Here is a 14625-nt window from a genome sequence, read left to right as displayed (position 1 = left end):
AGATACGACCGGCAGGCCTTCACGCCCTGTCACAAATCCCCTAAGCGGCTTCGAGATGAAGATCAGCCAGCTTGACCAACTCGCCGACACCCAAGCCTGCCCCCGATTGGTGGTCAAGGTCGGCTCGGCGCTGCTTGTCGGCAAGGATGGCGAGCCGCGCCGTGAATGGCTGAGCGCGCTGGTGGCGGAGATCGCCGCAGCCCGCGCTGCCGGGCAGGAAGTCATCATCGTATCGTCGGGCGCGATCGCGCTCGGTGCGCGCAAGCTCGGCCTTGCCAAGGGCGGGCGTGGCAGTCTGTCCGATGCCCAGGCCGCAGCTTCGGTCGGGCAGATTGCGCTGGCTGGCCTCTGGGCGGAGCTGCTGGCCGGCCACGGGCTTACAGCCGCGCAAATCCTGCTCACGCTCGAGGACCTCGAGGATCGCCGACGTTACCTCAATGTCACGGCCACACTCGGCACGCTGCTGGCAGCCGGCGCGGTGCCCGTGATCAACGAGAACGATTCGGTCGCGACTCAGGAAATCCGCTTTGGCGACAATGATCGCCTCGCCGCGCGCGTCGGACAGGCCGCCGGTGCCAGCGCGGTGCTGCTGCTCTCGGACATCGACGGTCTATATGACCGCGATCCGCGTCAGAGCGACGCCGTGCGCATTCCGATCGTCCGAGGTGTCACGCCCGAAATTCACGCCATGGCCACCGGTGGCTCGTCCTCGGGCCTCGGCTCGGGCGGGATGACGTCGAAGCTCCAGGCAGCCGAGATCGCCGAATTTGCCGGCATCGCCCTTGCCATCATTGACGGCCAGCCGGTTTCCCCCATCGCCACCGCACTTGGTGCCGATCGCGGTACGCTGTTCCTGCCGCGTGGACGCAAGCAGGCGCGCAAGGCCTGGCTCGGCGGCAAGATGCGCCTGCGCGGAACGGTCCATGTCGATGCCGGTGCCGCTGCGGCGCTTGCCCGTGGGTCCAGCCTGCTGGCGGCAGGGGTCACTTCGGTGAACGGCGAATTCCAGCGCGGCGATGCCATTGCCGTGGTGGGGCCAGACGGGCAGACACTGGCGCGCGGGCTGTCGGAGTACGACGCCGCCGAATGCGCGCGCATCACCGGCCGCCATAGCCGCGAGCACGAGGTCTTGCTTGGCTATGCCCCGCGCTCGGCCCTGATCCATCGCGATCAGATGGTGTTGTTGTAATGGCAGCAGAATTGCTGGCGATCACCGGTGCGACCGGGTTCGTCGGGCAAGCGGTTCTCGAATTCGCCGCTCGCGCAGGGATCGAGGTCCGCGCGCTCGCCCGACGTCCGCAGGAAGCGCGCGTCGGCGTGGAGTGGGTGCAGGGCGATCTGTCTGACCGCCGCGCTTTGCAGCGACTGGTGGGCAAGGCCAGCGTCGTGCTTCACATCGCAGGCGTGGTCAACGCGCCTGACCCGCAAGGCTTCTATGACGGCAACGTCTGGGGCACACTGAACGTGGTCAATGCCGCGCTCGACGCCGGCGTCCCGCGCTTCGTCCACGTATCCTCGCTTTCTGCGCGCGAGCCGGAACTGTCAGTCTACGGTGAGTCCAAGCTGCGCGGCGAGAAGGTTGTCAAAGCCAGCAGCCTCGACTGGACCGTGGTCCGCCCGCCCGCCGTTTACGGCCCGCGCGATACCGAGATGTTCGAGCTGTTCAAGCTCGCGCGGCGCGGGATCGTGCCGCTGCCGCCGCAGGGGCACCTCTCTATCATTCACGTCAACGACCTCGCCCGTCTTCTGCTCGCGCTCATCCCGGGCGGTGAGGACGTGACGCATCTGACCTTCGAACCCGACGATGGCACGCCGGGCGGATGGACGCACAACGATATGGCACGCGCCATCGGCATCGCGGTCGGCAAGCGCGTCACCGCGCTAAACCTGCCCGCCGGCATGCTGCGCCTCGGCGCAAGGCTCGACGCGCGCTTCCGCGGCAAGGGCGCCAAGCTGACGATGGATCGCGTCGGCTACATGTGCCACGCCGATTGGCGCGTGGGCGAAGGCAACCAGCCACCGCCTGCAATCTGGACCCCGCAAGTCGAAACCCGCATGGGGCTGCACGCGACGGCAGCATGGTATCGCGAGGCCGGTTGGCTGAAGTGAAATTGTGCTGAAAGGCACTGGCGTTCTCACTGTTTTGGCATAACTCTTGGTATTGCGTTACGGTGAGAGACTGTCGGGAGTGCGAGATTGAGGGCGACAAACAATCCGGGCCGCGCGCTCCGGAGGCTTCGAACGTCATGGCTCCCCGTTGCGGCATTGGCTCTTGCAATGCCTCTGGCTCACCCGGCGAACGCTGCGCCCAATTCGTTTGACTTCGATATTGCGATTCAGCCCGCTGAGGCGCTGGCAAAATGCGATGCACTTCTCGCTCAGGAGAAAGACATCGCGATCAAGGTCCGACTTCTTGCACAGAGGTCGACCATACTTGCCAAGTTGGACAGGCTTGACGATGCTGACGAGGCGATCCGGCTGGCGCGAAAACTGCTTCCGGGCAATGCGCCAGACGTGGAGGCTGATGTTCTGATCGCAGAGGCAAACGCCAAGTCTCAGCGACAGGACTACAAGGATGCTGCCGGTCTGGTGAGAAGGGCGCGCGAACTGCTGCTACGGAATTTTCCGGAGGAAAGTGTCGAGATTGCTCAGGCCGATACCATGCTTGGACGGCTGCTGATCAGTGAGAGTCAGTTTGACGAAGGCCTCGATCGTACGCGCCACGGTTGGGAAGTCCTTAAGCGCCTTCGTCCGGTTGGCGACGACGATCGTGTCGATGCAGCGTTTCAGTACGCAATCGGACTGGTCTACTCGCGACAGCCTGAACTCTCAGAGCCTTTGCTTCGACAATTGGTCAGTGAAAGCGGCGAACTCCGTCCGAAACAGCCTTATCGCGCAAAGTTGCCGAACCTGCTGGGCACCGAACTGCTTATGCAGGGGCGGATACACGAGGCTGTCCCCTGGTTGAGACAGTCAGTTGACGTAGGGGAGGCCGTAAAGACGACGATCCTGGGCGAACGTGCAGATTCACTGTCCGCGCTGGGCATTGCATTGCTTATGGCAGACCGACCCGCGGAGGCTTTGCCGTTCTTCCAGAAGTCGGCCGAGCAGTTTGAACTGGCCGGCGCATTGCCGTCTCAGGCGGGCGCCTACATCAACGGTGGTACCGCTGCGGATCGTGCAGGCGACCGAGCACTAGGTCTCACCATGCGCGAGAAGGGCATTGCGCTTCTATCAAAAATGCCGCGCCAACACGAATTGGCGGTGGCGCTGAATCGATTCAAGCTGGCCCAGTCCTACGCCCATGCTGCACACTTAGATGAAGCCGAGACGATGGCCACCGAAGCTGCCACTGTGCTCAAGCGCCTGCGCCCGTCCACTCACTTCCAGACCCTCAACAGCCGCATCTCGCTTGGCTGGATCAAGGCTCGGCGCGGGCGCGTGGCCGAGGGGCTGGCCGAAGTGCGCGACGCTTTCCGCACTTCTATCGCGGTCAACAACAGTCTCGAAGTTTCGCAGAACCGTGTTGTCGGCGTGATCGACAACATCGAGGCGTTCAGCCAGGTGCTCGAAACCGCAGTGCTGGCGGGCGACAACGAGTTCGCGTTCGAGGTGCTGCAGGTCCTGGTCGAAACCGACGCGAGCCGCGCGGCGGTGGCGGTCACCGCGCGCGAACAGGCCGGCAACTCCGATCTCGGCCTGCTGCTGCGTCGCCGGCAGGAAGCCGCTGGAAAGTTGGCCGATGCAGATGCCGCCTTGCTGCGCGCCACTGGCCTTGAACAGGGCGCAGACCGCGCGCCGCTGGATCGTGCAGTGGCCGATGCGCGCACCGCGCTGGCCGCACTCGACGCCGAACTGGACGCCAAGTCGCCCGGCTTCCGTTCGCTCCTGCGTCCGCGCGCCGTGTCGCTCACCGAGAGCCAGTCTCGCCTTTCTGCGAACGAAACGCTGCTCGTCGTCGAGGAAAGCGACCTCGGGCTTTACACAATGGCGGTCACCCGTGACCGGATTGCCATCGGCCATGCGCCGATCCGCCGAGAAGCGCTGCGTGCGCTCGTGCGCCGTATCCGGGCAGGGACCGAAAACGGCACTGTGGTTCCGTTCGACATCGCCGCCGCGCACGAGATACACGAGGCTATATTCACTCCCGATGTCCGCGCCTTAGTGCCCAAGGGCCAGCGCTTGCGGGTGGTGACTGGCGACATCCTCTCGGCCCTGCCGCTCACCCTGCTCGCCAGCCGCGCCGGAACCACGGTTGCCGACACGCGCTGGTTGATCGAGGATCATGCGGTTTCGGTGCTGCCGTCGCTCGCAACATTGGGGCTGGGGACGTCACGCGTCACGGCAAGGCGCAATCTCGTCGCCATCGGTGCGCCGCTTCTCGCCGGGAACCTTGCATCGATGGCTGGTCCCGACATGTTCGCAGGAGGCGAAACCCGTTCGGCACGCGTGGGCAGGCTGCAGCCGCTGCCGGGTGCCACGCGTGAGATTGAAACGGTCGCCGCGCATGTCAGGCGGCCTGGGCAGGCCACGCTTCTGACAGGTGTACAGGCCACCGAGCCGGCGGTGCGTGCCTTCGACTATGCAGACGTCAGCGTGCTGCTGTTTGCCACGCATGGACTTGTTGCAGGCGCGTTCGATTCCCGCAGCGAGCCGGCACTCGTGCTTACCCCGCCCAAGGAAGAAAGTGCCGACAACGATGGCCTGCTGACAGCTTCGGAGGCTGCCAGACTGCACCTCGATGCCGATTGGGTGATCCTTTCGGCCTGCGATACCGCCGCTGGCGACCTGACCAGTGCGGCGGGCTACACCGGCCTTGCCCGCGCATTCCTGTTCGCCGGAGCCCACCGTGTCGTCGCCAGCCACTGGCCGGTGCGAGACGACATAGCAGCGCGGCTCTCGGTCGGCATTCTCGACGCTTCGGCCAAGGGCCTGCCTGCCGACGAGTCCCTGCGTCGGTCGATCCTGCAGGTGATGAAAAATGGGAGGCCCGATGAAGCACGCAATCCCGCGCTTTGGGCACCCTTCATGGTCGTCGGAAACTAGGGTCAGACCCTTAAAATACCGGATCGTATCCCGGCGGCAGTTCGTCGCCCGGCGTCCCGTCGGTGGGCGAATGGATGCCGCATTCGGTCTTGTCCCAGCCCTTCCAGCGGCCCGAGCGCGGGTCTTCGCCCGGCGCGACGCGGCTGGTGCAGGGGGCGCAACCGATCGAGGGGTAGCCCTGCGCCACCAATGGATGCGGGGGCAGGCCGTGCTCGGTGAAATAGGCCTCGAGCATGTCCTTGGACCACGAAGCCAGCGGATTGATCTTGAAGCGTCCTTGCGCGTCCGACCGGTCGATCTCGAAGCGTGGCAGGCCGGCGCGGGTCGAGGACTGGAACCCCTTGCGGCCCGTGATCGAGGCATCGTAGTGCAGCAGGGCCTTGGCCAGCGGCTCGACCTTGCGGATCTCGCAGCAGCCGTCCGGGTCCCATGACCAGCGCAACCCGTTCTCGTCCTTCTTGGCGATCAGCTCGGCGTCGGGCTCGACGATCACCAGATTCTTCAGGCCGAGTACGTCGACCAGCTGGTCGCGATAGGCGATGGTTTCGGCAAAGTGCTTGTGCGTTTCGAGGAACAGGACCGGCAGGCCCTTGTCCACTTGCGCCACCAGATGCAGCAGCACCGCGCTTTCCGCCCCGAAGCTGGACACCACGGCAAGGTCGCCCGCCAGCCCGTCGCGGATCACCGAGCGCAGCATCTCCTGCGTGTCGGTGCCCCGGAACAGGTTATTGAGCCGGATCGCATCGGTGTCGCTGAAGCGAGGGCCGGTGTCGATCAGGTCGATCTTGCGGTCGAGATTGCGAGCCACGGTCTTGTCCATTGCACGGGTATCCATTCGGAGCGGATCGAGGGCTTTTGCGCCCCTGCCTTATGCAGGGTGGCGCTTGGCCCAGATCGCGGGACGGCCATCGACCGTCTTCTGGTAGACGTCCGGCCAGGTCGCGAAGGCCTTGTCGGCAGCTTCGCCACTGATCGGCTGGTTCGGCGCAAAGCTGTCGAACCCGCAGCGGCGCATGTGGCTGAGCTGGTCGAGCAGCACATCGCCCACCGCGCGCAGTTCGCCCGCATAGCCATGCTCGCGCAGGATACGCGCCGCCGAATAGCCGCGACCGTCGGTATAAGCCGGGAAGTTCACTTCGACGAGCGCGATGCGATCGAGATGCGGCAACAGGGCGCGGGCATCGTCGCCCGGCTCGATCCGCACTGCAGTGGCGTTCGACTGGTCGGCAAAGGCGTCGACAGTCACCGCAGGATCGCCCACGGGTTCATCGCTGCGATAGCGAAGGTTCTGTTCAACCATTGGCAGGCTCCTTGGCATAGATCGCCTCCTTGAACGGGGCCATGCCGATACGGCGGAAGGTGTCGACGAAACGCTCGCCATCGGAACGCTGGGCAAGATAGACGTCGGTCGCCTTCTCCACCGCGTCGACGATGCCGTCTTCGTTGAAGCCGGGGCCGGTGATCGTGCCAAGCGAGGTGTCCGCGCCTTCGCAACCGCCGAGCAGGAGCTGGTAGTTTTCCACGCCTTTGCGGTCGACGCCAAGGATGCCGATGTGCCCTGCGTGGTGATGCCCGCAGGCGTTGATGCAGCCCGAAATCTTCAGCTTCAGCTCACCCAGTTCGCGCTGGCGGCCAAGGTCGGCAAAGCGGGTCGAGATCTTCTGCGCCACCGGGATCGAGCGGGCATTGGCAAGGCTGCAATAGTCGAGGCCGGGGCAGGCGATGATGTCGCCGATCAGGTCGAGGTTTGCAGCAGCCAGCCCGGCTTCGTCCAGCTTCTGCCAGATGCCGTAGAGGTCGGCCTTCTTCACGTGCGGCAGAACGATGTTCTGGGCATGGGTCACGCGCAGTTCGTCAAACGAGTGCGCCAGCGCAAGGTCTGCCATCAGGCGGATCTGGTCGGCGCTCGCATCACCCGGGATGCCGCCAACCGGCTTCAGGCTGATGTTGACGATGGCATAGCCCGGCTGCTTGTGGGCGTGGACGTTCTGGTCGACCCACAGCGCGAAGTCGGGATCGGACAGGTCCAGCTCGTCAGACGCGTTGGCGTCAAAGCCCGGCTGCTCGAAGAAGCCCTTGATCCGCTCCAGCTCTGCCGCAGGCGGTTCGAGGCCGAGCGTCAGGATGTGCGCGAACTCTTCTTCCACCTGGCGGCGGTACTCGTCCGCGCCGATCTCGTGGACGAGGATCTTGATGCGCGCCTTGTACTTGTTGTCGCGACGACCATAGCGGTTGTACACGCGCAGGCAGGCCTCGGCATAGGACACCATCTGCAGCGGCGACACGAAATCACCGATCACCGGGGCGATCATCGGCGTGCGGCCCATGCCGCCACCGACGAAAAACCGGCAACCGATCTCGCCCGCGTCGTTCTTCACCAGCTGGATGCCGATGTCGTGCAGCTTCATCGCCGCGCGGTCGGTTTCGCTGCCAATAATGGCGATCTTGAACTTGCGCGGCAGGTAATCGAACTCCGGATGGAAGGTCGACCACTGGCGCAGCAGTTCGGCATAGGGGCGCGGATCGACCAGCTCATCAGCCGCAGCGCCAGCGAACTGGTCGGACGTGGTGTTGCGGATGCAATTACCGCTCGTCTGGATCGCATGCATCTCGACCGAGGCGAGATCGGCCAGAATGTCGGGCGCGTCTTCCAGCTTGATCCAGTTGTACTGGATGTTCTGGCGCGTGGTGAAATGGCCGTAGCCGCGGTCATACTTGTCCGCGATATCGCCCAGCATGCGCATCTGGCGGCTGCTCAGCGTGCCATAAGGCACGGCCACACGCAGCATGTAGGCGTGAAGCTGCAGGTAGAGGCCGTTCTTCAGGCGCAGTGGCTTGAACTGGTCCTCGGTGATGTCACCGGCAAGGCGGCGCTCCACCTGGTCGCGGAATTCCGCGACGCGGGCATCGACCATGGCCTGGTCATAGCTGTCGTACTGATACATCTCAGATCACCCAGTTGCCGGCGGCAGGGTCGGCAGGCTTGAGGGAAAGGTCGAGGCGGACCGTGGGGCCGAGAGCGCGGATACGGTCCTTGATGTGCGCAGGACGCACGCCTTCGTCGGTCAGCGTGGCTTCGATCACCTGCGTGTCGGTGACGATCTGCTTGGCATTCTCGCGCGCGATGATCGCTTCGGCATGTTCGCCTGCTTCCACCGCATCGTTGACGTGGCGCGACCAGCCTTCGCCGGTCCACCAGATCACGTCGCCGGTGCGCAGATCACTTCCGGTGATGACCTTCACTTTGTCGCCTCCAAAACCTGTCTCAATTCCATCATGTCCCCCCGGCCTGCCACTTCACCGATCACGATAAGGGCAGGACTCTTGACCTTGTTGTCGGCAACCACAGCGCCCAGCGCCGCCAATTGCCCGCGCAGCACGCGCATCTGCGGTCGCGCCGCGTTTTCGATGACCGCCACCGGCATGTCGGGCGCCAGCCCGTCCGCCATCAGCTTTTCGGCAATCGCTTCCGAAGTCGCCACGCCCATATAGATCACCAGCGTCCTGCCAACCCCGGCCAGGCCAGCCCAGTTCTGGTCGGTCAGGCCCTTGCACTGACCCGCCACGAACGAGACGATGCTTGCCGCATCGCGGTGGGTAAGCGGGATCATCGCCGAGGCCGCAGCGCCCATGGCCGCGCTGATTCCCGGCACGACCTGCACCGGCACGCCGGCGGCGACGCAGTCTTCCGCCTCTTCGCCGCCACGCCCGAACACGAACGGATCGCCGCCCTTGAGCCGCACCACGTCGTTCCCGGCCAGCGCCTCGCGCACCAGCAGCGCGTTGATCTCTTCCTGCTGCATCGTGTGGCGCGAACGCTGCTTGGCCACCGAGATCATCCGGCAGCCCCTGGGCGCCATGGCAAGAATCGCGGGATCGACAAGACCGTCGTGGACCAGCACCTTGGCCCCCATCACCAGCCGCGCCGCACGCAGCGTCAGCAGGTCCGGATCGCCCGGTCCTGCGCCGACAAGGAACACGGTTCCGATTCTGCCGTCACTGATTCTGGAAGCGGGATTGCTCATACGGTGCAGATGGGGGCAGGCGCTGCAACAGGCCAGCGAGAATGGATTGTCACTGGCCTAGATCAGCTTTAGCGGCACGCGATGCCTGCGCTCCGATCCCCGTTATTCGGGTCTTGGGCCGGAGTCCCGCGTGGCCAGCGCATCGGCCAGCAACCGCAGCCCGGCACTGTCCTTGATCGTCACGTCCGACTGCGGGAACGGGATTTCGATGCCGTTCTCGCGGAACAGCCGCCACACGGTCCACAGCACCTCGGATTTCACATTGCCCACGCCGGCCTCGGGATCGTCGATCCACACCACCATGGTCATGTCGACGCTGCTGGGGCCAAAGGCGCTCAGCAAGACGCCGGGCGAGGGGAAGCTGAGCACGCGCGGGCAAGAACGGATGGCCTCGAGCAGCAGCTTCTGCACCACGTCCAGATCGCTGCCGTAAGCCACGCCGATCGGAATGTTAATTGCCACCTCGCGTGAGGAGTAGGACCAGTTCTCGACCTGGCTGGTCATCAGGTTCTCGTTCGGAATCAGGTACTCGCGGTTGTCGCGCGTGGTGACGGAAACGGCGCGGATGCCTATTTTCTTGACCTCGCCGAAGGAATTGCCCTTGCCGTCGTTCACCGCGATCACGTCGCCCGGCTTGATCGAGCGGTCCATCAGCAGGATGATCCCGGCGATCAGGTTGCCGAAGGTCTTCTGCAGGCCGAAGCCGATGGCAAGGCCGAAAGCGCCCGAAAATACCGTCAGCGCCGTCAGGCTGATGCCCAGCACGTCGATCCCGGCAAGGATGGCGATCGCCCAGACCACGATCGAGGCGATCTTCTCGCCCAGCAGCTGCTGCGTGCGGTCCAGACTGTCGATCCGCCGGAACAGGCGTCGCGCCAGCTTGCTCACGACCGCAGCGCCGGCGAAAACCAGCGCCATCACGATCACTATGCGCAAGGCTCCCCACACCGAGATGTGGTAGTCGCCGATGTCGAAACCGATCTCGTTGAGGACGCGGATGCCCTCCGTGATCTGCTGCTTGACCGCGTTCACGCAAGGTCTCCATGCACTGCCCACAAGGCCAGCGCGCGCTCGATATCGGCGATGAGATCGGCGGTGTCCTCAAGCCCGATTGAAAGACGCACACCGAAGCGGTCGGCCTCGTCCATGCCGGGCAGGGGCCAGGGGCTGGCCGTGCGGATGTTCGCAGGATCCACCGGGGTCGCCAGACTCTCGAACCCGCCCCAGGAATAGCCGATGCCGAACAGGTCGAGCGCATCGATGAATGCGTCGCGCGCGTCCGAGGTTCCGCCCTTGAAAACGAAGCTGAACAGCCCGCACCCGCCGGTGAAGTCGCGCTTCCAAAGATCGTGCCCCGGCGATCCCGGCAGCATCGGGCAAAGCACGCGCGCCACTTCGGGCCGCGTTTCCAGCCACTGCGCGATGGCGAGTGCTGATGCTGTCTCCGCCTCGAGCCGCAGTTTCATCGTGCGCAAGCCCCGCAGCATCAGCGAGGCATCGTCGGGCGATACCACGTTGCCAAGGCCCTGCGCACGCAGTCGCAGCTTGCGATACCAGTCCTCGCCCGCGCTGGCGCAGCCCATCATGCAGTCCGAATGCCCGGAAACGTGCTTGGTCAGGCTCATCACTACGATGTCGGCGCCATGCTCCAACCCCGCAAAGCCAAGCGGCGATGCCCAGGTATTGTCCAGCACGGTCACGATCCCGCGCGTTTTCGCCGCTGCCGCCAGAGCTGCCACGTCCTGCACCTCCAGCGTCAGGCTACCGGGGCTTTCCAGCAGCACGGCCCTGGTCCGCTCGCAGCACGCGGCCTCGAACGCTGCGGGATCGGTCGGATCGAACCAGCGCGTCTCGATGCCGAAGTCCCTCAGCAGCCCGCGCCCCATGACCCGGCTCGGCTCATAGGCATTGTCGGTCATCAGCAGGACGTCGCCCGGCCGCAGTACCGTCAGCATCACGCCCGCTATCGCCGCGACGCCGGAAGGGTAGAGGACCGTTCCCGCAGCGCCGGGTTCAAGGTCGGTCAGCGCCTCGGCCAATGCCCACTGCGTCGGCCCGCCACGCCGCCCGTAATAGAACTTGCCGTCCTGGTTCGCAGGATAGGCGCGCAATGCCGCCATATCCGGGTAAAGATGGGTCGAGGCCCGCCACACCGCCGGATTGACCACGGCGCCGGGATGACCGGGCGTGCCGGTCCACTCGTCGGGTCGGCCCGCCAGCACGCCACGCGTGCCAGCGCCGAATTTGCTGCTGTTCGAAGAATTGCTCATTTCGCCCCGCTGTTAGCAGGCCGCGCGCGGCAGTTCGACTGCTTTACGCGAAGGCGGATCAGGCAGCCCCGGTCGCCTTGGGCGTCGCCGGATCGAGTCCCCACTCGCTCCACGACCCGTCATAGAGCGCAACGTCATCCTTGCCGATCAGATGTGCGGCGAAGATCAGGACGTTGGCGGTCATGCCCGAACCGCACGAGGAAATCAGCGGACGGTCAAGCTCGATCCCCGCCGCTTCGAAAGCGGTGCGGATCGCTTCGGGCGATTTCCAGGTGCCATCGGGCTTGAACAGGCTCGAATAGGGCAGGTTGCGTGCTCCGGGAATGTGCCCGCTCGCCAATGCCGGGTTGGTTTCGGGCACGTCGCCGGTGAAGCGGCCGGCACCGCGCGCATCGATCACCTGCTCGGCGTTGCTGTCGAGATTGGCCAGAACGTCCTGCTTCGACCGGACCTGACTGTCGTCGGACCAGACCGTGAAGTGCCGCTCGCGCAAGGTTTCACGCCCTTGCGCACACTTTCGCCCTTCGGCCTTCCACTTGGCGATTCCGCCATCGAGCAGCGCCACGTTCTGCGCGCCGAACATCGTCAGCATGAACCAGGCCCGCGTCGCCGTCTTCACCGGGCTGTCGTCGTAGAGCACGATGCGGCTGCCATCGCCCAGACCCAGGGCCTGCATGCGGCTGGCGAACTTTTCGGGCGAGGGCAGGGTATTGGGCACCGGCGACTTGCTGTCGACAAGCTCGGACAGATCCATGAACACCGCGCCGGGAATATGGCACGCCTCGTATTCCATCAGCGGATTGCGCCCATGCTCGGGCAGGAACGCCGTTGCGTCGACAATACGAAGGTCACTCGCGCCCATTTCGTCCGCGAGCCACTGGGTGGAAACCAGTGAATCCATGGTTTTTCGTACTCCTGCCTGCTTCGTGCGACCCGTCTGTCGCGGGTTCGTCAGGTCGAGACTAGACGCGCACTTCGGCAGCGTCGAGCCGGAAAAGAGCGGAGGTTGCAATCAGGCGAAAGCGGGGACCGTCAGGGCGCGTCGTCCGATCTGCTGATAGACGCGGGGCCCGAGGTCGAGGCGGAACGGCTGCAGCCTCTCACCGCCCTGCTCGTCGAGCCCGACGACGAATGCCGTTCGCAGGCGCAGCGGGTTGCCGTTCGCCAGGCCGGTGAACTCGAGGCGGACCAGCGGCACGAACATGGCTGCGGTCCCGTGGCGGATCGGCGTGATCGCCGCTAGCGGCAGCCTGATCTCGCCACGCAGTTCGGTCCGACCGCCAGCCTCGATGCGCGCCAGCCTGTGCAGGATTGGAGCGCCCTCGAGTGTGAAATGCTCCTGATCGGGCCGCGAGGCGTGGGCCGAGGTCATGTCGCCGCGCACAATCAGATCATCGATCGCGTCGCGTGCATCAACCAGGATGGTATAGGCCAGCGTCGCGTTGATAAGGCTTGCACTCATCCGCGCGGCGTCGAGATCGATCGCGAGCGCGGGAACAATGGACTTCGGCGGCAAAGGAGGTGCGACGTTCGGCACAGCCGACGGTCGCGGGACAGGCGGCTGCGCCACGGGTTGCTGGAAAACTGGTTCGGCTACCACCGATCTTCGGCGATGGAGGGCAATGGCTGCCACCATCGCCGTCAGAATGGCGAGCGCCAGCGCGAGCCATACCACCGGATGCACCCCGCCGGTGTCGTCCTTGGCTGGTTCCGGCGCAAGCGGTGGCGCGCTCTGATCGACGCGAAGCGCAGGAGGCGGCACCGGCCCTGTCGGCGCGACACCGGGCTCAGCGACCGGAGCGGGCGCGACAGGTGCGAGCGTCGGCGCTGTGGTCGGTGTCCGGGCAGGTGCACTCTGCCGAGGAGATGTGCTTGGGCTAGCACGCGGCGTCGGCACGATGATCGGCAAAGCCGCTGGCGAAGGTGCCGCTGTCGGTTCGGCAGAAGGCGTCGCACTCGGCGTCGGCGCGACGCGCGGCGGCGGTGCGTCCGGAACCACCGGTCCCTGCGCGCTGGCCGAAGGCGTTGGGGCAGGGGGCAATTGATAGGAGCCTGCGTTCTGCGCATGCGCTCCTGCGCCCGCGCCGGCAAGGGCCAGCGCGGCAATGACAACGAACAGCTTTGGCGAAACTGGCCCCTTGGTCCTCATGGAACTGCGATCATGCTCCCGCGGTTTAATGCTGGCTGAACCAAGGGGCACGCACCGCCGACTTGCCCTCTGGCTGCGGCAAGTGCATGGGCACTCCCGGATTTGGCCACTATGGCCCACTGCAAGGACGTTTTCACGATGGCAAGCGACGGACCGCTTCATCTTGGCAAGACCAGCGCGCTTCCGGCAAGCCCGGAAGAAGCCGCACTGGATTATGTTCCCAATCCGCGTCCCGGCGCGCTCTACATGATCCGCTTTGCCGCGCCCGAGTTCACCTCGCTTTGTCCGGTTACCGGCCAGCCCGATTTCGCGCATCTCGTGATCGATTACGCCCCCGGCGAAACGATTGTCGAATCGAAGGCGTTGAAGCTTTTCCTCGGCTCTTTCCGCAATCACGCCGGCTTCCACGAAGATGTCACGGTCGGCATCGGTCAGCGCCTGTTTGCGGAAATGAAGCCGCAATGGTTGCGCATCGGCGGCTACTGGTATCCGCGGGGCGGCATTCCGATCGACGTTTTCTGGCAATCGGGCCAGCCCCCTGTCGGCCTCTGGCTGCCCGATCAGGGCGTGCAGTCCTATCGCGGACGCGGCTGAGCGGTTACGCGTCAGGCTGCCTGTGGCGCTCTTGGCAGGCCGCTGACGTCCAGAGAGGCGGAAAGTCCCTGGGCGACCCTGTCCCTGCCTTCGGGCGTGAGGCAGACCCATACCCTGCGCCGGTCCTGCGGATCGGGTTCGCGCACGATCAGGCCGGATTCCTGAAACATTGCCAGCCAGCGCAGGACCGTTGCGCCAGGTACATTTGCGGTCAGGCCCAGTCCGGTCACGGAAATGCGGCGTCCTTCGAGGCTATTGATCAGAAGTTCGAGCAGAAGGTCCCATGCAGGGTCTGCCACCTGGATGCCGGGAAAAAGCTCCTGGCGCTGGCGGCGCGCGCGAATTGCCGCCTTGGCACCGCTCACCAATTGCTCCTTCGACGGTAGTCGAACGGAAACCTCGCGTTCGTCGGCGTGTTCGAGCAAATCGGTCAACATCGACGTAATTGCGGCAAGTCTGACTCGATCGTCCCGGTTCATTGTCGTCTTTGCACCCTAACTGGTCATGCAACGATCATGGCGAACGATAGGAAAGTTGGCAA

At 64.9% G+C, this 14625-nt stretch carries 14 protein-coding genes; 4 read left to right on the top strand and 10 right to left on the bottom strand.

Translation table 11 applies throughout. The annotated features are described in order from the left end of the window. The first annotated feature begins 55 nt into the window (after positions 1-55). From proB to AC2A04_RS04350, 3 genes are all read left to right on the top strand, one after another. Positions 56-1189 (top strand): glutamate 5-kinase, encoded by a 1134-nt coding sequence (proB, locus tag AC2A04_RS04360; protein WP_484211089.1) that lies wholly within the window; start codon positions 56-58, stop codon positions 1187-1189. Next, positions 1189-2109 carry an NAD-dependent epimerase/dehydratase family protein gene (locus AC2A04_RS04355; RefSeq protein WP_484211088.1) on the top strand — a complete coding sequence of 307 codons (921 nt, stop codon included), beginning with the start codon at positions 1189-1191 and terminating at the stop codon, positions 2107-2109. Before proB ends, AC2A04_RS04355 begins: the two co-directional genes overlap by 1 nt. Before the next feature lie 333 nt (positions 2110-2442). Then, the gene (locus AC2A04_RS04350; RefSeq protein ID WP_484211087.1) at positions 2443-5046 is read left to right on the top strand and encodes a CHAT domain-containing protein; all 2604 of its coding nucleotides are present in this window, start codon (positions 2443-2445) and stop codon (positions 5044-5046) included. A 10-nt stretch (positions 5047-5056) separates the two neighbouring features. On the opposite strand, the gene AC2A04_RS04345 is transcribed toward AC2A04_RS04350, so the two are convergent. From AC2A04_RS04345 to AC2A04_RS04305, 9 genes are all read right to left on the bottom strand, one after another. Continuing rightward, entirely contained in the window at positions 5057-5866 is an 810-nt protein-coding gene (locus AC2A04_RS04345; protein ID WP_484211086.1) for a phosphoadenylyl-sulfate reductase, read from the bottom strand. A gap of 48 nt (positions 5867-5914) precedes the next feature. Continuing rightward, complete coding sequence (locus AC2A04_RS04340; RefSeq protein ID WP_484211085.1) at positions 5915-6346, bottom strand: DUF934 domain-containing protein; 432 nt, start codon at positions 6344-6346, stop codon at positions 5915-5917. Next, positions 6339-7991 (bottom strand): nitrite/sulfite reductase, encoded by a 1653-nt coding sequence (locus AC2A04_RS04335; RefSeq protein WP_484211084.1) that lies wholly within the window; start codon positions 7989-7991, stop codon positions 6339-6341. The genes AC2A04_RS04340 and AC2A04_RS04335 overlap by 8 nt, the downstream gene beginning before the upstream one ends. A 1-nt stretch (position 7992) precedes the next feature. Then, a complete protein-coding gene (locus tag AC2A04_RS04330) occupies positions 7993-8289 on the bottom strand; it encodes a DUF2849 domain-containing protein (protein WP_484211083.1) in 297 nt (98 codons plus the stop codon). Further along, positions 8286-9071: a uroporphyrinogen-III C-methyltransferase gene (cobA, locus tag AC2A04_RS04325; protein WP_484211081.1), complete on the bottom strand. Its 786-nt coding sequence runs from the start codon at positions 9069-9071 to the stop codon at positions 8286-8288. Before cobA ends, AC2A04_RS04330 begins: the two co-directional genes overlap by 4 nt. 102 nt (positions 9072-9173) lie before the next feature. Next, a complete protein-coding gene (locus AC2A04_RS04320; protein ID WP_484211080.1) occupies positions 9174-10103 on the bottom strand; it encodes a mechanosensitive ion channel family protein in 930 nt (309 codons plus the stop codon). Continuing rightward, positions 10100-11341, bottom strand: a complete 1242-nt coding sequence (gene metC / locus AC2A04_RS04315) for a cystathionine beta-lyase (protein WP_484211079.1) — start codon at positions 11339-11341, stop codon at positions 10100-10102. Before metC ends, AC2A04_RS04320 begins: the two co-directional genes overlap by 4 nt. A gap of 58 nt (positions 11342-11399) precedes the next feature. Further along, complete coding sequence (gene sseA, locus AC2A04_RS04310; RefSeq protein ID WP_484211078.1) at positions 11400-12242, bottom strand: 3-mercaptopyruvate sulfurtransferase; 843 nt, start codon at positions 12240-12242, stop codon at positions 11400-11402. Between the two features lie 111 nt (positions 12243-12353). After that, a complete protein-coding gene (locus AC2A04_RS04305) occupies positions 12354-13490 on the bottom strand; it encodes a hypothetical protein (RefSeq protein WP_484211077.1) in 1137 nt (378 codons plus the stop codon). 138 nt (positions 13491-13628) lie between these two features. Here AC2A04_RS04305 and queF point away from each other — a divergent pair, with 138 nt between their 5' ends. Further along, a complete protein-coding gene (gene queF / locus AC2A04_RS04300) occupies positions 13629-14084 on the top strand; it encodes a preQ(1) synthase (protein WP_484211076.1) in 456 nt (151 codons plus the stop codon). Between the two features lie 11 nt (positions 14085-14095). Here the strand turns inward: queF and AC2A04_RS04295 are convergent, their stop codons facing one another. Continuing rightward, on the bottom strand, positions 14096-14521 hold the full coding sequence (locus AC2A04_RS04295) for a winged helix DNA-binding protein (protein ID WP_484211075.1): 426 nt from the start codon (positions 14519-14521) through the stop codon (positions 14096-14098). Between the last annotated feature and the right edge of the window lie 104 nt (positions 14522-14625).

It is taken from the genome of Novosphingobium sp. HNCC26DJ243, from assembly GCF_057180545.1.
This window is presented reverse-complemented; position numbering and strand designations above follow the sequence as displayed.